This window comes from Achromobacter sp. 1L-A-4-B-C2, assembly GCF_057291955.1.
In genome coordinates this window covers 767,749-787,484 of sequence record NZ_JBXAWP010000004.1, presented here as the reverse complement: position 1 = coordinate 787,484, position 19,736 = coordinate 767,749, and the positions used below count along the sequence as shown (strand labels likewise).

The following is a 19,736-nucleotide window of genomic DNA, read 5'->3' as shown; positions in this document are numbered from 1 at the left end:
CCCGGGAAGTCGTACTTGGACAGAAGTTCGCGAACTTCCATTTCCACCAGCTCGAGCAGCTCGGCGTCGTCAACCATGTCAGCCTTGTTCAGGAAGACGATGATGTACGGCACGCCAACCTGGCGGCTCAGCAGAATGTGTTCACGCGTTTGCGGCATCGGGCCGTCAGCGGCCGACACAACCAGAATCGCGCCGTCCATTTGCGCCGCGCCCGTGATCATGTTCTTCACATAGTCAGCGTGGCCCGGGCAGTCAACGTGAGCGTAGTGACGCGCTTCGGTTTCGTACTCGACGTGGGCGGTGTTGATCGTGATGCCGCGAGCCTTTTCTTCAGGAGTCGCATCGATCTGGTCGTAGCCCTTGGCTTCGCCACCGAACTTGTTCGACAGAACGGTCGTGATAGCTGCCGTCAACGTCGTTTTGCCGTGGTCAACGTGACCAATCGTACCCACGTTCACGTGCGGCTTGGTACGTTCAAACTTGCCTTTTGCCATGGCTGACTCCTGACCTGGATTGCGCTTCAGACTGAAGAAAAGAACTTGGAAATTTGTGGTGCCCATGGCGCGGATCGAACGCGCGACCTCTCCCTTACCAAGGGAGTGCTCTACCACTGAGCCACATGGGCATTTAAAAATCTTGGAGCGGGTGAAGGGAATCGAACCCTCGTCGTAAGCTTGGAAGGCTTCTGCTCTACCATTGAGCTACACCCGCGGCATACCCATTCACCATCTCTTTATCCCAAACCCTCAAAATCAAGGCCCGGGGAACCTTACAACCTTCTTTGCGAAGGCCGCCCAGTTCCCTAGGCCTAATTTTAAAAATCCAGGCAGACATCGCCTGGATTTATAGAGTTGGGTCTCTGGTGGAGGAGATTGGATTCGAACCAATGTAGGCGCAAGGCCAACAGATTTACAGTCTGCCCCCTTTAACCACTCGGGCACCCCTCCAGCGGAGAACTTGAGATTATGAACACTTTCGAATCCGGTGTCAAACGCTTCGGATGAAAATATTCAAAACTTTTGTTCAACCACTCGCGTTTCCGCGCAGAGGGGCCGAAGTTTACAGGTTTCCGCGAATTGCTGCTTGCAAAAGTTGCGAATAAGCGTCGGCGGTGAAATTTACGGGGTTGGTTCCCCCTGAGGGATCCTCGCTGGCCATGCGCCCTACCCGCTCGACCTGCCCTTCGTCGATGCCGATCTCGGCCAGCGTGTGGGGGATGCCCACCGCCTCGCGCAGCCTCAGCACCCAGTCCAGCACCGCGCCCGGACCATCCCCGGGCAAATCCAGATAACGCGCCAGCGCCTCCAGTCTTGGCGCGACGGCATGCTGGTTTGCTTTGAGCACGTAAGGCATCAGGATCGCGTTGAGCATGCCGTGATGGGCGTCGTACAGCGCCCCCAACGGATGCGCCAGCGCGTGCATGGCGCCCAGGCCACGTTGGAATGCCGTGGCGCCCATCGTCGAGGCCACCAACATCTGCTGGCGTGCCTGCAAGTCGGTGCCATCGGCCACCGCTTGCGGCAGGTATTCCTTGATGATGCGCATGCCTTCAACCGCGATGCCGGACGCCATCGGATGAAAGACCGGCGAACAATACGCTTCCAGGTTGTGCGACAGCGCGTCCATACCGGTGGCGGCGGTGATTCTTGCGGGCAGGCCGACGGTGAGTTCGGCGTCCAGGATCACGACGGCCGGCAACATGCGCGCGTGAAAAATGATGCGCTTGACCTGCGCGGCCTCGTCGGTGATGACCGATGCACGGCCCACCTCCGACCCCGTGCCGGCCGTGGTGGGCACCGCTACCACCGGCGCCATGCCCGCCACGTTCACCCGCAGATAGTTATCGCCGATATCTTCGAAATCCCACAGCGGGCGGTCTTGTCCCACCATCAACGCAATCGCCTTGGCGGCATCCAATGCCGATCCGCCCCCAAATGCAATGACGCCGTCGTGCCCGCCCTGCCGATAGGCGAGAACACCGTCCTCCACGTTACGCCCTGTCGGATTGCCCTTGATCTCGTGAAAAACCTCGCAGTCCAGCCCCGCCTGGCGGCAGGCGCGCGCGGCGTCGGACACCATGGGCAACGGCGCCAAGCCCGGATCCGTGACAAGCAACGGCCGGCGCATGCCCAGTTCCCGGCACCACTCGGGCAGCTCCTTGATTCGGCCGGGTCCGACCTTCATCGCGGTCGGGTAATTCCAATTGACGCTGGGCACAGTCATGGTTCGATTCCTGACATGGTTCGATTCCTGATTAACGTCGTGTCAAAGCGCTGTCTCAGACGCTGCGTAGATGAAAGGACTTGGCTTGGGTCAGCTGCTCGTAACCGACTACGGACAGGGACACCCCCCGCCCCGAGTGCTTCACGCCGGTCCAGGCCAGCGCCGGATCTAGGTAGTCGCAACGGTTCATGAAGAACGTGCCCGCCTGCACTTGCCGGCCTAGCGATAACGCGGCGTCTTCATCCTGCGTGTAGACGGCGGCCGTGAGCCCGTAGGGGCTGTCATTCATCAGAGCGACCGCATCGTCATCACCATCGACCCGCATGATGCCTACGGCGGGACCGAAACACTCGTCGCTCATTACGCGCATGCGATGGTTTACTCGCGTAAGGATGGCAGGCGCGACATAACACGAGCCTTCGCTCGCATTAGGAAAATATGAGGGATCAATCGCGTTCTGCGCACCCGCCGATATCGCTTCTGCAATGACGTCGCGAATTTCTGCCGCCGCGCGCGTGCGAACCACCGGCCCCAACGTCGTGTCGGCATGCAGCGGATTGCCCAGTACATAGTCTTGCGTCAGCGCAACGGCGCGCTCGACAAATTCGTCGTACCGCGACCGCGCCACGTAGATCCGCTGAATGCCGCAGCAGGATTGCCCCGAGTTGAAGAACGCGCCGTCCACCAGGGATTCCACCGCGTGATCCAGCTTGGCGTCCTCGCGCACGTAAGCGGGGTCGTTACCGCCCAATTCGAGTCCCACGCCGATAAACCGGCCGGCCGCGCTCTCCTCGATGCTGCGCCCCCCACGCACCGAGCCCGTGAACGACACATAGCCGATCTCGGGTGCGCGAACCAGCCGCTGCACGGTGTCATGGTTGGCATGGAGATACTGGAACACGCCCGTGGGCGCGCCGGCGTCCCGAAACGCGCGATCGATCAGTTCCGCGCACAGCGGCGTCTGGTCGGAGTGTTTAAGGATGACGGTGTTGCCCGCCATCAACGCCGGGACGATGCTGTTCACGGCGGTCAGCAGCGGATAGTTCCACGGGGCAATGGTCAGCGCGACGCCGATCGGCTCGCGGCTGATGAAGCGGGTAAAGCCCGATTGCTCGGGCACGCGGATCGGCGCCAGCGCTTGCTCGGCGATCGCAATCATGTGGCGCGCGCGTGATTCGAATCCGCCCACCTCGCCGGGCGTGTATCTCAAGGGCCGGCCCATCTGGATGGTGATCGCCCGTGCGATCTCCTCGCGTGCCGCGACAAAGCTGTCGACCGCCGCCGACACAATGCGCCCGCGCTCGGCGATGCTCAACGCCTGCCACGCGCGCTGAGCCTGCCGGGCCTGTTCCAACGCTCGCGCGACCTGCGCATCGTCGGCGTAGGCGCGGCGCACAACCTCGCGCCCGTCGATGGGACTGATGGTGATGAGTTCCTGGGTCATGGTCGCCCTATGCAAGCGTTGGCTTTGCGTTCAGATATCAGATGATCTCGAAATAACGCGCCAGCTCCCAGTCGGTGACGTGGCGCCGGAACTGCCGTTCTTCCCATTCGCGCGTTGCCGCGTAATGCTCGACGAACGCATCACCGAACAGATGGCGCGCCGCGTCTGACCCGCGCAGGCGCTGCGCGGCGTCCCACAACGTCGTGGGCAGGTGCAGATGCGCGGGAAATTGTTGTGTGTAGGCGTTGCCCTGCACCATGGGTTCCGGGGTCAACCCCTGTTCGATGCCGTACAGGCCGGACGCCAGCGCGGCCGACAGCGCCAGATAAGGATTGGCATCCGCCGAGCCGATGCGCACTTCCACCCGCTGCGATTTATCACTGCCCGGGATAAGCCGCAGGGCCGTGGTGCGATTTTCCATGCCCCACGTGGCGTCCAGCGGCGCCCAATAGCCGGGCACCAGCCGCGAATAGCTGTTGATGTTCTGCGCGTACAACACCATGAATTCGGGCAGGTAACGCTGCACACCCGCCATGAACGCAACCTGCGTCGCGCTCATTCCATGCGGCTGCGACTTATCGTAGAACGCCGACTGCCCGCTTTTCTTGTCGCGCAAAGACAAGTGGATGTGGCCGCTTTGGCCCGGATGCTCGTGCGACCACTTGGCCATGAACGTGGCCATCAAGCCGTTCTGTTGCGCCAGCGCCTTGGCGAAGGTCTTGAACAGAAATGCCTTGTCGCCGGCCAGGGCCGCCTGGTCCACCGCCAACGCCGCCTCCAGCACGCCCGGCCCCGTCTCGGTGTGCAGGCCCTCGATGGGCATGTCCATGCGCTCGCATAAATCAAGCAGCTTGCGGTAGAAGTCCCCTTCGACCGTACTGCGCAGCACCGAATAGCCGAAGTTGCCCGGCGTCCAGTTTTCCATGTTGCGATAGTGCTTGGCGCGCACCGAGTGCGGCGTTTCACGGAACATGAAGAATTCATATTCCAGCGCGGCGTAGACGTCGAACCCCATGTCCGCCGCACGGTCCAGCGTGCGGTGCAGCAGGCGACGCGGGCAGATGGCGGCGGCGTCGCCCTCGAACTCGGCCAGGAACAACAACATGTCTTCGCCGTTCGGGCCTTGCTCAAGCGGCAGGCGGCGCGCGGTTTGCGGCACGATACGCAGTTGCGCGTCGGGGTATGCGGTGTGCCAGCCCGTGTATTGCGTGTTGTCGTAGAGCTGATCGTCCAGATCCCAGCCCAGCACCACGTCGCAAAATGCCAGGCCGGAGCGCAGCGCGCCAAGGAACTTGTCACGCCGCAGGTACTTGCCCAACATGACGCCGTCGACGTCGGACAAGCCCACTTTGATGTGCGAAAGCGCGCTGGCCTGCACCAGCCGCTCCGCGTCTTCCACCGATGCTACCCCTAGCGAATGCATGCTTGTTCACCTTGTGGCTGAAGCCTTGCGTGGGACTGCGGGCAAACGCCGCGGCCCCCGCTTGCGGGACAAGGGAAACCTACCGGCGTGCTCTCAGGGTTTTTCCGAGTCTAGACACCTTGCCGCGAATTTGCAGCCCTGTGCGTGCAGTATTTTCCCTAGGTTGCAGGGTCGGGGGCAGCCGGGCCAGGGCCTCAGTCCAGTGACACGCCAGCCGTTTTCACCATGTCGGCCCAGTACACGGTGTCTTCCTGCAGGCGCGTCTTGAAGGCGTCGGGCTGGCTGCCCACCGGCCAGCTGCCGCCGCTGTTGATCTTGGCAATCACGTTGGGCGACTTCATTGCCTGCGCCACGGCCTGCGCCAGGTACGCCACGCGCTCGGGCGGCGTGCCCGCCGGTGCGAACAGGCCGTACCAGTCGTCCGCCGTAATGCCGTCCAGACCGCTTTGCTTGAGGGTCGGCGCCCCCTTGAAAATGCCGATGCTGTTCTCGTGGCTCAGGGCCAGGATGCGCAGCTTGCCGGCGGCCACCATCGGTTCAGCGGACGCCGGCGACGTAATCAGCATGTCGACCGTGCCGCCCATGAGATCCGTGATGGCCGGGGCGGCGCCACGATATGGCACGTGCACCAGATTCACGCCCGCCTTCTTGGACACCAGCGCGCCCATCAGATGGCTCATGGTGCCGTTGCCGGGTGTCGCGTACGTGATGATGCCCGGTTGCTTGCGCGCGGCGTCCAGGTAGTCGGAAAGTGTCTTGTAGGGGCTTTCGGTGCGAGCCACCAAAACCAGCGGCGCGGACGTGATCTGCGAAATCGGCGTGAAATCCTTGACCGGATCAAAGCCGACGTTCTTGTACAGGCGCGGGTTGACCGCCATGACACTGGTTTGCGACATCACTAGCGTGTAGCCGTCGGGCTTGGCGCGGGACACCTGCGCAGTGCCCACGTTGCCGCCGGCGCCCGAACGATTTTCGACCACCACGCTCTGACCCGTGATGGCGCCCAGCTCCTGCGCGATCAGGCGGGCGACGTTGTCGTTGCCGCCCCCGGGGGGAAACGGCGACACGACGGTGATGGCCTGCTTGGGATAGTCGGCCGGCGCCTTCAGCGTCTGCGCCTGGACCTGGACTTGCAATGCGCCGGCCAGCAGCAAACCGGCGGCAGTCAATGCGGCCCAGCCGCGTGCGTGTTGTACGTGTCGTGCATGTCCTGCATGTTGTGCTTGATGCTTCATCTGGATTTCCCCTTTTGTCGGCGGCCGGATACTCGGCCGTCCCCTGCATGTCGGTTCGCCATGAACCGTCCGCACCCCGGCGCAAACGCCGGGGCGTAATGATCGATCTGATGCGTTGTAAGCGCCGCGCGGTCTCTGCGGACCGTCACGGCAGCGTCAGCGCGGCGGCTCAGCCCGCCGCGAAGCGATAGCCCGCCAATTCGCGGTCATCAATCTGCTTGACCAGGTTGGTCTCCCACGACAGGTATTGCCGCGCCGCCGCCTTGTTGCCGTCGTGGCGGTCATGCACGAAGAACAGATAGTCGATGCACTCGCTATCGGCGGGCCGGTCGGGCGTGGATTCCTGCGGGATGCCAGCCGCCGACCAGCTTGCCGGCGTACCGATGTTCACCTTGATGTCGGCGATGCCCAGCGCCCGCAGATCCTTGGCGGCCCATGCGGCCAACGCGGCATCCTCGGCCAGCAGGATGACGGGTTGGCCGGCATGCAAGTCCAGGCGATCAAGACGCGGCCGAATGGACCAACGCGCCCCCGCGATGTGCCCGGCGCGATAGCGCATGCCCGGGCGGATATCGATGGCTTGTGCACCGGTGCGCAATGCCGCCGCCAGAGCCTCGTCGGACAGCATCGAGACGGCCGGCGTGTCCGCCCGTGGCTCGACGGGATCAAGAACCGCGCTGGTGCCCTCTTTCAGCACGCAGGCGTCCCAACCCATCTGCCGCAACCAGCTTGCCGTCACGGGTGCGCGCACGCCTTCGGCGTCGAACACGACGATGCGCGCGCCGCGCACGGCCAGGTACTGGTCGGTGGCCTGCACCAGCTGGCCACCGGGCGCATGCTGCGCGCCAGGCAGCGACCCCTGCGCGAATTCCTCCGCGCTGCGCACGTCGCACAGGAAACTGGTGCGCGACGTGTCGCGCAGCCATTGCCGCACGGTGGCGGCATCCACGATCGGCACGCCGTGGCGCGCAGCCAACCGCGATGAACGCTCGGCAAGCGCAGGCAAGGCTTCCGTTTGGATTCCGTCTTCGTAACGGCGGCGTGCCCCGTGTTCCAGTTGCAGGTCTTCCAGATACCAACCCTGCGTGCCGTTTTCCAACGCATAGACGGGGTTAGGCACGCCCAGGTTGATCAGCGTCTGCGCGCCGATGATGCTGCGGGTGCGGCCCGCGCAATTGATCACGATCGTGGTCTTCGGATCCTTGGCCAGCGTGTGTACGCGCAATGCCAGTTCACCGTTGGGGCAGCAGATGCCGCCGGGAATGCTCATCTTCTGGTATTCCGCATACGGCCGACCGTCAAGCACGATCAGATCATCGCCTCGCTCTTGGCGCGCAGCCAATTCCCGCGCGCTGATACGGGGGGTGTGGAAAACTTCTTCAGCCAGTTCGCCGAACGTTTTGCTGGGCACGTTCACGCCCGCGAAGGCGGCGTAACCGTCGCGCTGCCACTGGGCGATTCCCCCGGCCAGCCGATGCACCTGCTGATAGCCCAGGTCGCTCAGCGCCCGGACGGCGCGCGCGGCCGTCTGGTCACCGCCGCCCTCGTCGTACACCACCACCCGCGCATTGCGTCGGGGGGCCAGACGCACGATGTCCACTTCAAGCCGGCTGTACGGCACGGGCGCGGCGTAAAACAGGTGCGACTCACCATATTGGCCGTGTTCGCGCACGTCCAGCAAGGCGATTTCCTGGCCATCGTGCAGCCATTGCTTGAGCGTATGCGCGTCGATGTCGGCGGCGGGGGAAGCGGAGGTTGCGTGCATCATGGAATTCGAAGGGAACGAGAAATTTTGGTCATGGCGGACAGCCCTTGTTCAAGGTCGCCGATCAGGTCTATGGGGTCTTCAAGGCCGATATGCAGGCGCAACATGGCGCCGCGCGGCGTTGCGTCGGGCAGCGCACGCGTGTCCAGCCGCACAGGAATCACCAGGCTTTCAAAACCGCCCCACGACGCACCGATACCAAACAGCTCCAGGCTGTCGATCAGGCGGTCGGCGTCCGCCGCGGTATACGCGCCATCCAGTTCAAGGGTCAGCAGCCCGTTGGCGCCGGTGCAGTCCCGCCGCCAGATCGCATGCGAAGGGTCGCCGGGCAGCGCCGGACACAGCACGCGCGTTATTTCGGGGCGGCCTTGAAGCCACGTAGCGACTCGCGCCGCATTGGCGGCGTGCTGCGCCATGCGCAACGGCAAAGAGCGCATGCCGCGCAAGACCAGGAAGGCGTCATCGGCGCCCACGGTCTGGCCGAAGTCGATATTGGCGCGTTCCAGCGCACGCCAGGCGCGAGCATTCGTGACCACGGCGCCCATCATCACGTCGGCATGGCCGCCCAGGTATTTGGTCGCCGCCATCACGGAAATATCCGCGCCCAAGGTCAGCGGTTTGTATATCAACCCCGACGCCCACGTGTTATCCACAGCCAGCCAGCAATCGTGTTTTTTCGCGGCTGTGGATAAGTCGCGAAGGTCGGGCATGTCGTACGTCAACGAACCCGGGGCCTCGGCGTAAATCATGCGTGTGTTCGGCCGGATCAGTGCTTCGACACCAACGCCATCGGGCCGATAAAACGTGTACTCGATGCCCAACCGGCTCAGGTGTTCGACGCAGAAGCGGCGCACGGGTTCATACACGGCGTCGGTGACCAACACGTGATCGCCCGAGCGCAAAAATGCCAGCAGCACCATCGCAATGGCAGCCTGCCCGGTGGGATACAGCGCGGCGCGGTGGCCCTGCTCCAGTTCAACCAGTGCATCTTCCAGCGCGTGCGTGCTGTCGGTGCCGCGCGCGCCGTACGAAGGCAAGCGCTCTTGTTCGCGGCGCGTGCGCGTGTCGCGCCACGCGGCGACGCTGTCGAACACGTAAGTGCTGGCGCGCGTCACGGGAGTGTTCACCCACCCCTGATGCGGGCGCCCGGCACGCAACAGCCGCGTCGCCGACTGGTAGGGCTTTTTCATGATCAGCGGCGCGTCTTCACGCCGATCGGCATGACCTTGCAGGTGCCGGCTTCCAGGTCGAAGCCCAGGCGCTGGTCCAGGGTTTCCAGCGCGCGGCCGTACATGTGCAGGTGGCGGATGACGCTGTCGCCCTGGATTTCCACGGCGTGGATATCGTCGGGCATCAACGCAATGCCGGCGCCCGGGCCCACCACCACGGTACCCGTCTTTTCCAGGCGGCCCACGCCCGGCACGGAGCCGTCATCCAGGCGCTCATAGACGTAGTTGTATTCCACCCCTTCCACGGCGGCGATACAGGCCCAGGTGGTGTGGTTGTGCGGCACGATCTTGTTGCCCGGGCGCATGACGTTCAAGTACAGCGCGTAGCTTTTGTCGTCGTCTTCGGCGATCAGGTAGCGGGCCTGCCGTTCGCCGTCCTCGGGCGGCGCGTACCGTTCACCCGTCCACCAGTCGGTGTGCGCGGCAAGGCCGATCAACTCTTGCAGGACCGCGTCCAGGCTGTCTCGATTCAGCCCCTTATTTCCTACAGTTTTTTTAATATTTTCAATACCGGCCTCAATGCCCGCCTGATTTGGATGTGCGTTGTTCACCTTGCTTTTCCCTCTTGGTGCATGAGTTATTGGGATTACTGTATCGCCGGGAACGGGCACCAACAATTTAAATTGCCTTAACATCTCATTAGCATCGCTAATACGTTGAGGGCCCCATGCGCAATCTGGATCTGGATCTGCTTCGCACACTGACTGCTATCGCCCAGCACAGCACCTTTTCTGAGGCGGCCAACCGGCTGCACAAGACGCAGTCGGCCATCACACAGCAGATGCAGCGGCTGGAATCCACCATCGGGCTGCCGTTGTTTGAAAAGCAGGGGCGCAACAAGGTGCTGTCATCGCATGGGCGGCGGCTGGTGGAATACGCGCGCCACATGCTGGCCATCAACGATGAGGCTCTGCGCGCGTTGCAGGACGGCCCACTGGAAGGAGACCTGCGCCTGGGGGCGCCGCTGGATGTGGCGGACACCATCCTGCCGACGCTGTTGACGCACATCGCCCGGTCGGCGCCGCGCGTCAAGCTGGAGATTCGGGTGGATCGCAGCCCTTTCCTGATGGACGCACTGCGCGCCGGCGAGATCGACCTGACGATTTCGACGCGGTTTGATCAGGACTTCGAAGGCGTCGCACTGCGTACATCTCCCACGGTATGGTTGGCGTCCGCCGACTATGTGCATGACCCGCACGCGCCCGTCCCGCTGGTGCTGGCCGACGAGCCCAGCATTTTTCGCCGCTTGGCCTTGAACGCGCTGGAACAGGCGCGCGTACGCTGGCATACCAATTACGTGGCGCCGAATCTGGTGGGGATCAAGGCGGCGTTGCGTGCCGGCCTGGGCGTGACGGCACGCAGCGTAGAGCTGTTGGGGCCTGAAATGCGCGTGCTGGGCGAAAAGGAAGGCTTGCCGCCCTTGCCGGACGTGACCTATTTCCTGTGGATAAGACGCGATCTGATCAATCCGCTGACGCGGCAGGTCTACGACATGTTGCGCAGCAACCTGGGGTTGGCGCAGCAGCCCGACGCGGCGGCGCAAGTGCCGCGCGCGTCGTAGCTATCGCGCTTTTAGTAGCGGTCGAAGATGGTCTGGATCTGCGTCGCGTCGCGCGTGACGGACAAGGCCAGCATCAACAGGATGCGCGCCTTTTGCGGGTTCAAGTCGCGTGCAGCGATGAAGCCCAGCAGCCCGTCGTCCAATTCGACATCGCGGGCCACGAAACCGCTGCCGGTGCGGCTGGACCGCACCACCGCCACGCCGTCGGCCACGGCACGACCCAGCGCACCGATGGCCAGATCAGTCGCATTGCCATCGCCCACGCCGGCCAGCACGATGCCGTCGGCGGCTCGCGCAACAAAGTCGATCACGTCGCCTTGCATATCGGCATGGGCGTAAACCACGTCCACGCGCGGCCAGCCGGACTTTTCCAGTAATGCGAGTGAAAACTCGCTTTGTGCGGAATGAACGGTGGTGTTGCGAGAATAAAAGCATGGCTCGCCGCCATGCATCACGCCGGCACGACCACGATTGGGCGACGCAAAGGCGCACAGTCCCGCACTGGCGGTCTTCTGGATTTCACGCGCGTAATGCACGTCTTCATTCATGACGACCAGCGGCCCACGGCCGCGCGCATCGGGGTGACGCGCCAGCGCCACTGCGTTGTAGAGATTGGCCGGGCCTTCGGCGCCCAGGGCCGTGGCCGGGCGCATGGCGCCGACCAGCACCACGGGCTTGTCGTGTTGAATGACCAGGCTGAGAAAGTACGCGGTTTCTTCAAGCGTATCGGTGCCGTGCGTAATCACGATGCCGGCCACCGAGGCATCCTGGCAAAGCGCGTCAACGCGCGCAGCGAGCGCATGCCAGACCGCGTGCGTCATGTTCTGGCTGCCTACGTTGGCGATTTGTTCCGCGCGGATATCCGCAATGCGGGCCAGCTGCGGCACCGCGCCCAGCAGGTCATTGACCGAAAACGAACCGGCCTTGTAGCCGGCCGACGTCGCGTCGGATTGAGCGCCCGCGATGGTGCCGCCCGTGGCCAATACGGCAATGACCGGCAACGCGTGCTCAGGCATCCACGACCCCGGACAAGCCCTGGCGTTCCAGCAGCGAATTCAGGTGTTCCCAACCATGGAAGTCGATGACGATCTGGCCTTTTTCCTTGGCGCCCACCTTCAAGGCAACGCGCGTGCCCAGATGGTCGGACAGCGCTTCTTCAAGACGCGTCAGGTCGCGCGAGGCGCCGTTGGCCTTCTTGCGCGGCGACGAGGCAGACTCGGCGTCCTTGGCGGTCTTGGCGACCAGCTTTTCGGCTTCGCGCACCGACAGGCGGCGCGCGATGATCTGGTTGGCCAACTGGATCTGCGTGGCCGCATCCACCGCCAGCAGCGCACGCGCGTGGCCCATGTCTACGTCGCCGGCAAGCAGCATCGTTTGCACGGGCGCCGCCAGGTTCAACAGGCGCAGCAGGTTGCTGGTGGCCGATCGCGAACGTCCGATCGCCTGCGCGGCCTGCTCGTGCGTCAGACCAAATTCGTCCAGCAGACGGCGCACGCCATGCGCCTCTTCAAGCGGATTCAGGTCTTCGCGCTGGATGTTTTCGATCAGCGCCATGACGGCCGCGTTTTCGTCGGCCACCTCGCGCACCAGCACAGGCACTTCCTTCAAGCCGGCCAGTTGCGCGGCGCGAAAACGGCGTTCGCCCGCGATGATCTCGTAATGGCCAGGCGCGGAATCGCCCAGCCCGCGTACCAGAATGGGCTGCATGATGCCTTGCGTGCGGATCGATTCGGCCAGCTCACCCAGGGCGCCCTCGTCCATGCGCGTACGCGGCTGATACTTGCCGGCGCGCATCTTCGAGATGGGCAAGGTGGATGGCGGACCCTCGGGCTTGGCCGCGGCGGCCTTGCCGATGTTGTCGATCGCAGGCGCGTCCGCGCCAAGCAAGGCGTCCAGTCCGCGACCCAATCCCTTGGGTTTCTTGGTGGCCATAGTTAAATCCTCTTTCCTTCTGTTTTTGTATCCTGGGCCGAAGCTCAGGCGTGCCGCTGCTCGGCGGGCAAGCGGTACCAATACGCGTAACAGTCTTTGAAACCGTAGCGGCCATACAGGGCGCGCGCGGCGGTATTGTCCGGCTCGACTTGCAAATATGCCGTCGTGGCGCCGCCGCAGGCGCCCTGGCTCAATAGGTGATCCATCAAGGCATCGGCATAGCCTTTACGCCGTTGCGCGGGATCGGTGACGATGTCGAACAGGCCCACCAAGTCGTCGTCGCGGACTGCCAGGCCTGCGGCGACGCATTGCCCGGCGGCATCGAATGCCAGCACGGGCAGCTTATCCACAGCCAGTCCTTGCAGCCGCGCCTGGTGTTCGACGATGTGCTCAGGCGTAGACCCACGCATGGCGCCGACCGCTTGCGCGAAGCGATCGGTGTCGACGTTCCTGAAAGACAGGCCGCCCCGGGCGCTGAGTCTGGGGGCGAGCGACATGCTCATGACTCGGGTCTCACCGGTGTAGGTATAGCCTCGGGCCTCCAGCTCGGCATCCAGCGAAAAATCGGGGCCGATGGAGGTTATGCGCAGCACCATGGGCAAGCCCTGGCGCGCATACAACGAAGAACAATACGCCAGCCGCTCGTCCAGCGGACGTGTGGATAACCCCAGCACGTTGACGCTGCGCACGCGCTTGGCGGGCGACGCTGCAAAACGCACGAGCCAGCCATCATAGAGCAGCTGCGCGCGCACCGCCGTGGCATTCAACGCGGCCTCTTCCAGGCGCACGCGCAGGCGGTCGCGCTCGTCGGCAGGCGGCGGGCGATACGTGGGCGATACGGGGCGGGAAAAGAGCGCGGTGACGGACATGGCGAAAGGCTTAATCCAGATCCTTTCTGACGCGCTCGATCATTTCGGCGCCGAACGAGATATAGGCTTGCGCGCCGCGTGACGCGCGGTCATACACGACACCCGGCATGCCGTAACTGGGTGCTTCGGCCAAGCGCACGTTGCGGGGCACGACCGTCTTGAACACCTTGTCTCCAAAGTGCGCTTCAAGTTGCGCGGACACTTGCTGTTGCAACGTCATGCGCGGATCGAACATGACGCGCAACAATCCGATCACGCGCAAATCATCGTTGATGTTGCGGTGAACGCGCTTGATGGTGTTGACCAGATCGGACAAGCCTTCAAGGGCGAAGTATTCGCACTGCATCGGGATGATGACGCCGTGCGCCGCGGCCAGGCCGTTAAGCGTCAGCAGCGACAACGTGGGCGGGCAATCGATCAATACAAAATCGTACTGGCCCGAAACAGTATCGATCGCCCTTTTCAGCTGGCGCTCGCGCTCTTCCATCTGAACCAGGTCGATCTCGGCGCCGGAAAGTTCGCGATTGGCCGGCAGCACGTCATAGCCGCCGGATTCGGACTTCACGCGGGCCTGTTCAATGGTGGCCTCGCCAATCAGCACTTGGTACAGATTCGATTCCAGCGCATTCTTATCGATGCCGCTGCCCATCGTGGCATTGCCCTGCGGGTCCAGGTCCACCAGCAGCACGCGCTGATTGTGCGTGGCAAGGCCCGCCGCCAGATTGATGGCGGTCGTCGTCTTGCCCACACCGCCCTTTTGGTTGGCGATGCAGAAGACGCGGGCGGCTGTGCTGGGGGGTAAGTTCTTCATAGGGTTCCTTGACTGCGTCCTTCGCCGCGCCCTTCATTGCGGCGCATCCAGATCAGGCAGCGTTCTGCTTGCAGCTCCGGCACGCGAAGCGGCTCAATGTGATCGACCTGCCAGTCCCCGCGCGCGTGCAGCGCAAGAATTTCTTCTTCGGGGACCTTGCCCTTCATCGCGACGAGGGTACCATCGTTGCGCACGTGGCGACCTGCAAGCTGCGCAAAATCGTCCAGCGACGCAAAGGCCCGCGAGGTCACGATGTGACACTCGGCGGGCTCCAGCGTTTCGATGCGTGCATGCAGTGCGTGCAGATTCGGCAGGCTGAGCGCGCCGCTCATCTGACGCACGAATGCGGTTTTCTTTTCAACGGCGTCGATGCAGGTCACCGACCATGCCGGCTGCATGATGGCCAGAACGACGCCTGGCAAGCCGCCGCCCGATCCCACGTCGTAGACCTTGGCCGATACGCCCGCGTCGCCCAGCGCCTTGTGGAACGGCGCCACGGCCGACAAGCTGTCGAACAGATGCTGGATCAACATCTGTTGCGGATCGCGGATGGCGGTGAGGTTGTACGTGCGGTTCCAGCGCTGCATCTGCGCCATGTAGTTCAGCAGCTTGGCTTGCTGATCTGCATCGGCAGGCAGCCCCAGCTGCTCGCACGCACGAGACAGGCGGCCGGCCATGTCAGCGCCGGCCTGATCGGTGTGGGCGGTCATGCGGCTTGCTTGCGCGAGCCGTAGTGCAGGCGCTTCAGGTGTATGAGCAGCAGCGAGATCGCGGCCGGGGTCACGCCCGAGATACGCGCGGCCTGGCCGACGGTTTCGGGGCGATGCGTCTTGAGCTTCTGGCGCACTTCGAACGACAGGCTGGTCACGGCGTCGTAATCGACGTCCGCCGGAATGGGCTGCAGCTCGTGCGAGATCTGCTTCTGGACTTCATCTTGCTGCCGCGCGATGTAGCCGGCGTACTTCACCTGGATTTCGACCTGTTCGGCCAGGATGTCGTCGCCGACCACGCCGGGGCCGGCCAACAATGAGCCGTCGGCGTTTTGCACGGCCATCAATGCTTCATAGGAAACATTCGGGCGCTTCAACAGATCAGCTAGTGAGTACTCACGTTCAATCGCCTTGCCCAACAACGGCTCGGCAATCTCTACCGGCATGACTCGCGGATTTACCCACGAGGACTTCAGCCGTTCCACTTCCGCCGCCACAGCGTCCCGCTTGCGGTTGAAGGCGTCCCAACGGGCGTCGTCAACAATACCCAGCTGTCGACCGATTTCGGTCAGGCGCAGGTCAGCGTTGTCTTCGCGCAGGCTTAGCCGGTATTCCGCACGCGAGGTGAACATGCGATAGGGCTCGGTCACGCCGCGCGTGACCAGGTCATCCACCAGCACACCCAGGTAGGCTTCGTCGCGGCGCGGCGTCCACTGGTCCCGGCCAAGGGAAAGCAGCGCGGCGTTGACGCCTGCCAGCAGGCCTTGCGCGGCAGCTTCTTCGTACCCGGTCGTACCGTTGATCTGACCCGCGAAAAACAAACCGCCAATCGCTTTGGTCTCAAGGGTGCTCTTCAATCCACGTGGATCAAAGTAGTCGTATTCGATTGCGTAGCCCGGGCGCATGATGTGCGCGTTTTCCAGCCCCCGCAGAGAGTGGATCAGCTCTAGCTGCACATCGAACGGCAGGCTGGTGGAGACGCCGTTGGGATAGACCTCGTGCGTGTCCAACCCTTCGGGTTCCAGGAAGACCTGGTGCGATTCCTTGTCGGCGAAACGATGAATCTTGTCTTCGATGGACGGGCAGTATCGCGGGCCCACCCCTTCGATGACGCCGCTGTACATCGGGGAACGGTCCAGGCCACCGCGGATGATGTCGTGGGTACGCGCGTTGGTATGCGTAATCCAGCAGGGAAGCTGGCGGGGGTGCATGGACACATTGCCCATGTAAGAGAACACGGGGACCGGGTCCAGGTCACCGGGTTGCTCTTCCAGGATGCTGGTGTTGATGGTCCGCCCGTCGATGCGCGGGGGCGTTCCGGTCTTCAGGCGCCCCTGCGGCAGCTTCAGTTCTTTCAGTCGCTGGCCCAGGGAAATGGCGGGAGGATCACCCGCCCGACCGCCCGAATAGTTTTGCAGTCCCACGTGAATCAGGCCGTTCAGAAAGGTACCGGCCGTCAGGACAACGGTCTTTGCACGAAACTTCAGGCCAACCTGCGTCACAGCGCCAACGACACGGTCCCCTTCCACCATCAGGTCTTCCACCGCTTGCTGGAACAGCCAGAGATTCGGCTGATTCTCCAGGCGGCCCCGGATCGCTTGACGGTACAGGACTCGGTCGGCCTGGGCGCGCGTGGCGCGCACAGCCGGCCCCTTCGAGCCGTTGAGAATGCGGAATTGAATCCCCGCTTCGTCCGTGGCCAAAGCCATCGCGCCACCCAGGGCGTCGACTTCTTTAACCAGATGGCCCTTGCCGATCCCGCCAATGGAGGGATTGCAAGACATTTGGCCTAGGGTTTCGATGTTGTGCGTCAACAGCAACGTGCGCGCGCCAGCGCGGGCAGCAGCCAGTGCCGCTTCAGTGCCGGCGTGGCCGCCACCGACGACGATGACATCGAATTCGCGGGGATAGTCCATGATGGGAAGGAAAGATAAGAAGGCGTTCGGTGCTCATTATAGAGGCAGGGATTGCATGTTTCACGTGAAACATTCCGGCACTCAGATTGAGCGGCCTGTTGGCGCTGCGGCGTCCGTTATTGGCAACGCCCGGGAGGTGCGATCGACGAATATGTCGGCAAGTGCCGGCGTCCCGCTCGGTGTTTCACGTGGAACATATCGCCGGATGTGAAGAACGAATAGCACGCTGGCGAGCTGGAGAGGGGCCGGCGTGGAGGATCCTCGCCCTTGATCTTGAACCCCCTCGATGTTTCACGTGGAACAACCGAGCGTCCGCGATGTTTCACGTGAAACATCGAACCCATGCCGAACGTGGTGGGCAAAGAAAACAGCGGTCCGTTTCGCGTGGAATGGTTGCCCTGTATCCACGGTCCGATGGAGTAGTAGCGGGCGACGTTTCACGTGAAACATCGGTTAAGCGCCCGAGGGGAAAGGACAACAATCTCTTCAATCATGCCTGCGGTATTTGTTCCACGTGAAACACCCGCGCGCTCGTTGACGCGTAATCGCCATAACGCGGGTGTTTCACGTGGAACATCCTCGCGTGTATGCCGACGTCTATCCAAACTTGCAACGTTGCATCGACTTGATCGGCCTTGAGCGCGCGATGACTCGGCCAATTAACTGCAAAGAAAACGCAACGCCCATATCTAAAAAAATGCGTTTTCTACCCCCTACCCTACCCCTTACCCAGAACAAGCCGTTATTTTCTTATTTAGGTAAACCGTCCACCGACAAAACCACGGAGAGCGCGAAGGCAAACTTTTCTGTACAGCAAAAATCGAGCCCAGGAAATATCACCGCTTGCATCGCCATGCAATAAGTCCGACAGAGCATTTGTGTACAGCTCCCGAATTCGAACTCTCACGGTCGCGCCAGCGTCGAACTTCCGAGGACGGGCCAATCAGTCGGAGGCCACCTAATGGCTCCAGGTTATGCACACGGTCATGTGAGTAAGTCGACTCCATTCCTGAAACCCAGACGAACGACTTATCAACAACTGGCGAGCTGAAAATCTAATAACCGCAGGCGAACTCACGTGGAACAACTTTGGGGATAACTTGTTGGGCCGACGACAACCACCGGGCCTTACCGTGATTCAAACCAGCCCCTCCGCGACGGCAACATCAGCATTGGCATTTACATTACTAGAGCGTGGTTCATAGGAGAACCCGCTTCAAATAAGAGGAATTCCCCGTCAGACGCGCGAGTAATCTGGCATTCAGCCAAACCCAAGCGAACGCTATTTTTCACGTGGACAACTTTGTGGATAAGATGCCAATCCGCACGCAATACCACCCACAAGTCCTGCCAACTATTAATTTGAAGCGATCGCCATTGCCGGGAACTAGATCCGCAGCGGCAAGTCAAATTGCGACGAAAACTCGCGCACGGTTTATCCACAAACTTGTGCGGACTTACCGTTTTTGTCACGCGTATTTTCCGCAAGCACGGGCGCAGCAATTATTGATTGCACAAGTATCTTGCCCGGCGGAAACGACGTGCGCCATCATCCATTTGGAGGAGAGGCGGCGGTTTCATGTGAACCCCCTGTGGAAAACTCGCTGGGCCGGCTTCGCAGAGTTCCTCCGCACTTGGAGAGAACCTGTTTCGCGATTGACGCGGCCTGGGCAGAAAAGTCCCGCAGCGAACAGCGAAAGCACAATCTGGCGGGCTGGACGCGATGCCAAAACGGGCCGGCCCGCGTTCCTATCCCCAATTCTATCCACAGGCTGAGCAGGCTATTTCGGCGGCTTTCGGGCAAGAATCTGTGCATAACCGGGATGGGGATATCTTTGTGAACAACCGCGCCGAAATGAAAAAAAGGCCGGTCTAAACGGCCGCTAAACCCCTCACCGACGGCGGCCCCATCCGAAAGACGGCCCCATTGAAAAGTGCCGCCAAGCGCCCGTTTTCCCTGGGGAAATGCTGGTTTTCTTCTGGTACGAGGACATGGCAGGCCGCCATTTGAGCCTTGCTTGGCCGGCGCCATCGAGTAAATGGTAAAAGCCAAAAATCTGTGCAAAACCCCGTATATGCCGAGCACGGTGCTTCATTAATGAGCACCCAAACCTCGATGCTCAAAAATAATTATCCACAGAGTTATCCAAGGTTTGAGAACATGTTAGTGGACACTAACATTAAGCTGTCGCTGGCCCACAGGCGTTGCTGACCATAAGGCCGCACAAATGAAACAACGCCCCAGATCCGGAGATCTTGGGGCGTTGTAGCCAGGTTTGGACCTGGCAGACGGGAAAAGGGATTTCCCGATTTAGAGCGGGCGAATTTCGGCCGCTTGAGGTCCTTTCGGACCATCCTTAACTTCGAATTCGACTTCCTGGCCTTCGTTCAGGCTGCGATAGCCGCGGCCCTGGATGGCGGAAAAGTGTGCGAAAACTTCGGTTCCGCCAACATCCGGGGTGATGAAGCCATAACCCTTGTCAGCGTTGAACCACTTAACTTTGCCCTTCTGAGCCATTTTCTCTAGCGTCCTGTAATTAACTTGAAATGCAATGAATCAAGGGGGACGCCGTGAGAACTGAACGACCGGTATAAAACCCTGCGTTGCCGCTGTGTTC

16 protein-coding genes and 3 tRNA genes are annotated in these 19,736 nt (G+C 62.1%); 1 reads left to right on the top strand and 18 read right to left on the bottom strand.

Features of this window, described 5'->3' with window-relative positions; all coding sequences use genetic code 11:
- From AC0Z35_RS22150 to AC0Z35_RS22100, 11 genes are all read right to left on the bottom strand, one after another.
- Nucleotides 1-494, bottom strand: a 494-nt coding sequence (locus AC0Z35_RS22150; RefSeq protein WP_485133316.1) for a GTP-binding protein, incomplete at its 3' end; no start/stop codon positions are given.
- A 56-nt stretch (nucleotides 495-550) separates the two neighbouring features.
- Nucleotides 551-625: transfer RNA gene (locus AC0Z35_RS22145), tRNA-Thr, on the bottom strand.
- Between the two features lie 12 nt (nucleotides 626-637).
- A tRNA-Gly gene (locus tag AC0Z35_RS22140) sits at nucleotides 638-711 on the bottom strand.
- Between the two features lie 149 nt (nucleotides 712-860).
- A tRNA-Tyr gene (locus AC0Z35_RS22135) sits at nucleotides 861-947 on the bottom strand.
- 112 nt (nucleotides 948-1,059) lie between these two features.
- On the bottom strand, nucleotides 1,060-2,223 hold the full coding sequence (locus tag AC0Z35_RS22130) for an iron-containing alcohol dehydrogenase (RefSeq protein ID WP_485132711.1): 1,164 nt from the start codon (nucleotides 2,221-2,223) through the stop codon (nucleotides 1,060-1,062).
- A gap of 55 nt (nucleotides 2,224-2,278) precedes the next feature.
- A complete protein-coding gene (locus AC0Z35_RS22125) occupies nucleotides 2,279-3,667 on the bottom strand; it encodes an aldehyde dehydrogenase family protein (RefSeq protein WP_485132710.1) in 1,389 nt (462 codons plus the stop codon).
- Nucleotides 3,668-3,704: 37 nt separating this feature from the next.
- Nucleotides 3,705-5,090 (bottom strand): glutamine synthetase family protein, encoded by a 1,386-nt coding sequence (locus AC0Z35_RS22120; protein WP_046806055.1) that lies wholly within the window; start codon nucleotides 5,088-5,090, stop codon nucleotides 3,705-3,707.
- A gap of 194 nt (nucleotides 5,091-5,284) precedes the next feature.
- The gene (locus tag AC0Z35_RS22115; RefSeq protein ID WP_120157338.1) at nucleotides 5,285-6,325 is read right to left on the bottom strand and encodes a Bug family tripartite tricarboxylate transporter substrate binding protein; all 1,041 of its coding nucleotides are present in this window, start codon (nucleotides 6,323-6,325) and stop codon (nucleotides 5,285-5,287) included.
- Nucleotides 6,326-6,494: 169 nt separating this feature from the next.
- Nucleotides 6,495-8,090, bottom strand: coding sequence for a rhodanese-like domain-containing protein (locus AC0Z35_RS22110; protein ID WP_485132724.1), 1,596 nt, complete (start codon nucleotides 8,088-8,090; stop codon nucleotides 6,495-6,497).
- A complete protein-coding gene (gene metC / locus AC0Z35_RS22105; RefSeq protein WP_485132709.1) occupies nucleotides 8,090-9,280 on the bottom strand; it encodes a cystathionine beta-lyase in 1,191 nt (396 codons plus the stop codon). Before metC ends, AC0Z35_RS22110 begins: the two co-directional genes overlap by 1 nt.
- A 2-nt stretch (nucleotides 9,281-9,282) precedes the next feature.
- Nucleotides 9,283-9,870 carry a cysteine dioxygenase family protein gene (locus AC0Z35_RS22100; protein WP_485132708.1) on the bottom strand — a complete coding sequence of 196 codons (588 nt, stop codon included), beginning with the start codon at nucleotides 9,868-9,870 and terminating at the stop codon, nucleotides 9,283-9,285.
- Nucleotides 9,871-9,986: 116 nt separating this feature from the next.
- Here AC0Z35_RS22100 and AC0Z35_RS22095 point away from each other — a divergent pair, with 116 nt between their 5' ends.
- Nucleotides 9,987-10,880 carry a LysR substrate-binding domain-containing protein gene (locus AC0Z35_RS22095; RefSeq protein WP_046806060.1) on the top strand — a complete coding sequence of 298 codons (894 nt, stop codon included), beginning with the start codon at nucleotides 9,987-9,989 and terminating at the stop codon, nucleotides 10,878-10,880.
- An 11-nt stretch (nucleotides 10,881-10,891) separates the two neighbouring features.
- Here AC0Z35_RS22095 and AC0Z35_RS22090 read toward each other — a convergent pair whose 3' ends face one another.
- From AC0Z35_RS22090 to AC0Z35_RS22060, 7 genes are all read right to left on the bottom strand, one after another.
- Nucleotides 10,892-11,896 carry an asparaginase gene (locus AC0Z35_RS22090; RefSeq protein WP_485132707.1) on the bottom strand — a complete coding sequence of 335 codons (1,005 nt, stop codon included), beginning with the start codon at nucleotides 11,894-11,896 and terminating at the stop codon, nucleotides 10,892-10,894.
- A complete protein-coding gene (locus tag AC0Z35_RS22085) occupies nucleotides 11,889-12,812 on the bottom strand; it encodes a ParB/RepB/Spo0J family partition protein (RefSeq protein WP_046806062.1) in 924 nt (307 codons plus the stop codon). The genes AC0Z35_RS22090 and AC0Z35_RS22085 overlap by 8 nt, the downstream gene beginning before the upstream one ends.
- 44 nt (nucleotides 12,813-12,856) lie before the next feature.
- Complete coding sequence (locus AC0Z35_RS22080) at nucleotides 12,857-13,681, bottom strand: GNAT family N-acetyltransferase (protein ID WP_485132706.1); 825 nt, start codon at nucleotides 13,679-13,681, stop codon at nucleotides 12,857-12,859.
- Nucleotides 13,682-13,691: 10 nt separating this feature from the next.
- A complete protein-coding gene (locus tag AC0Z35_RS22075; protein ID WP_046806063.1) occupies nucleotides 13,692-14,492 on the bottom strand; it encodes a ParA family protein in 801 nt (266 codons plus the stop codon).
- On the bottom strand, nucleotides 14,489-15,202 hold the full coding sequence (rsmG, locus tag AC0Z35_RS22070) for a 16S rRNA (guanine(527)-N(7))-methyltransferase RsmG (RefSeq protein WP_485132705.1): 714 nt from the start codon (nucleotides 15,200-15,202) through the stop codon (nucleotides 14,489-14,491). Before rsmG ends, AC0Z35_RS22075 begins: the two co-directional genes overlap by 4 nt.
- Nucleotides 15,199-17,118, bottom strand: coding sequence for a tRNA uridine-5-carboxymethylaminomethyl(34) synthesis enzyme MnmG (gene mnmG, locus AC0Z35_RS22065; RefSeq protein WP_485132704.1), 1,920 nt, complete (start codon nucleotides 17,116-17,118; stop codon nucleotides 15,199-15,201). Before mnmG ends, rsmG begins: the two co-directional genes overlap by 4 nt.
- Before the next feature lie 2,311 nt (nucleotides 17,119-19,429).
- Nucleotides 19,430-19,636: a cold-shock protein gene (locus AC0Z35_RS22060; protein ID WP_046806066.1), complete on the bottom strand. Its 207-nt coding sequence runs from the start codon at nucleotides 19,634-19,636 to the stop codon at nucleotides 19,430-19,432.
- Nucleotides 19,637-19,736: the final 100 nt, after the last annotated feature.

Coding starts and splice junctions, on each gene's coding strand:
- AC0Z35_RS22130 (WP_485132711.1), bottom strand. CDS start 2,223: ATGACTGTGCCCAGCGTCAATTGGAATTACCCGACCGCGATGAAGGTC.
- AC0Z35_RS22125 (WP_485132710.1), bottom strand. CDS start 3,667: ATGACCCAGGAACTCATCACCATCAGTCCCATCGACGGGCGCGAGGTT.
- AC0Z35_RS22120 (WP_046806055.1), bottom strand. CDS start 5,090: ATGCATTCGCTAGGGGTAGCATCGGTGGAAGACGCGGAGCGGCTGGTG.
- AC0Z35_RS22115 (WP_120157338.1), bottom strand. CDS start 6,325: ATGAAGCATCAAGCACAACATGCAGGACATGCACGACACGTACAACAC.
- AC0Z35_RS22110 (WP_485132724.1), bottom strand. CDS start 8,090: ATGCACGCAACCTCCGCTTCCCCCGCCGCCGACATCGACGCGCATACG.
- metC (WP_485132709.1), bottom strand. CDS start 9,280: ATGAAAAAGCCCTACCAGTCGGCGACGCGGCTGTTGCGTGCCGGGCGC.
- AC0Z35_RS22095 (WP_046806060.1), top strand. CDS start 9,987: ATGCGCAATCTGGATCTGGATCTGCTTCGCACACTGACTGCTATCGCC.
- AC0Z35_RS22090 (WP_485132707.1), bottom strand. CDS start 11,896: ATGCCTGAGCACGCGTTGCCGGTCATTGCCGTATTGGCCACGGGCGGC.
- AC0Z35_RS22085 (WP_046806062.1), bottom strand. CDS start 12,812: ATGGCCACCAAGAAACCCAAGGGATTGGGTCGCGGACTGGACGCCTTG.
- AC0Z35_RS22080 (WP_485132706.1), bottom strand. CDS start 13,681: ATGTCCGTCACCGCGCTCTTTTCCCGCCCCGTATCGCCCACGTATCGC.
- AC0Z35_RS22075 (WP_046806063.1), bottom strand. CDS start 14,492: ATGAAGAACTTACCCCCCAGCACAGCCGCCCGCGTCTTCTGCATCGCC.
- rsmG (WP_485132705.1), bottom strand. CDS start 15,202: ATGACCGCCCACACCGATCAGGCCGGCGCTGACATGGCCGGCCGCCTG.
- mnmG (WP_485132704.1), bottom strand. CDS start 17,118: ATGGACTATCCCCGCGAATTCGATGTCATCGTCGTCGGTGGCGGCCAC.
- AC0Z35_RS22060 (WP_046806066.1), bottom strand. CDS start 19,636: ATGGCTCAGAAGGGCAAAGTTAAGTGGTTCAACGCTGACAAGGGTTAT.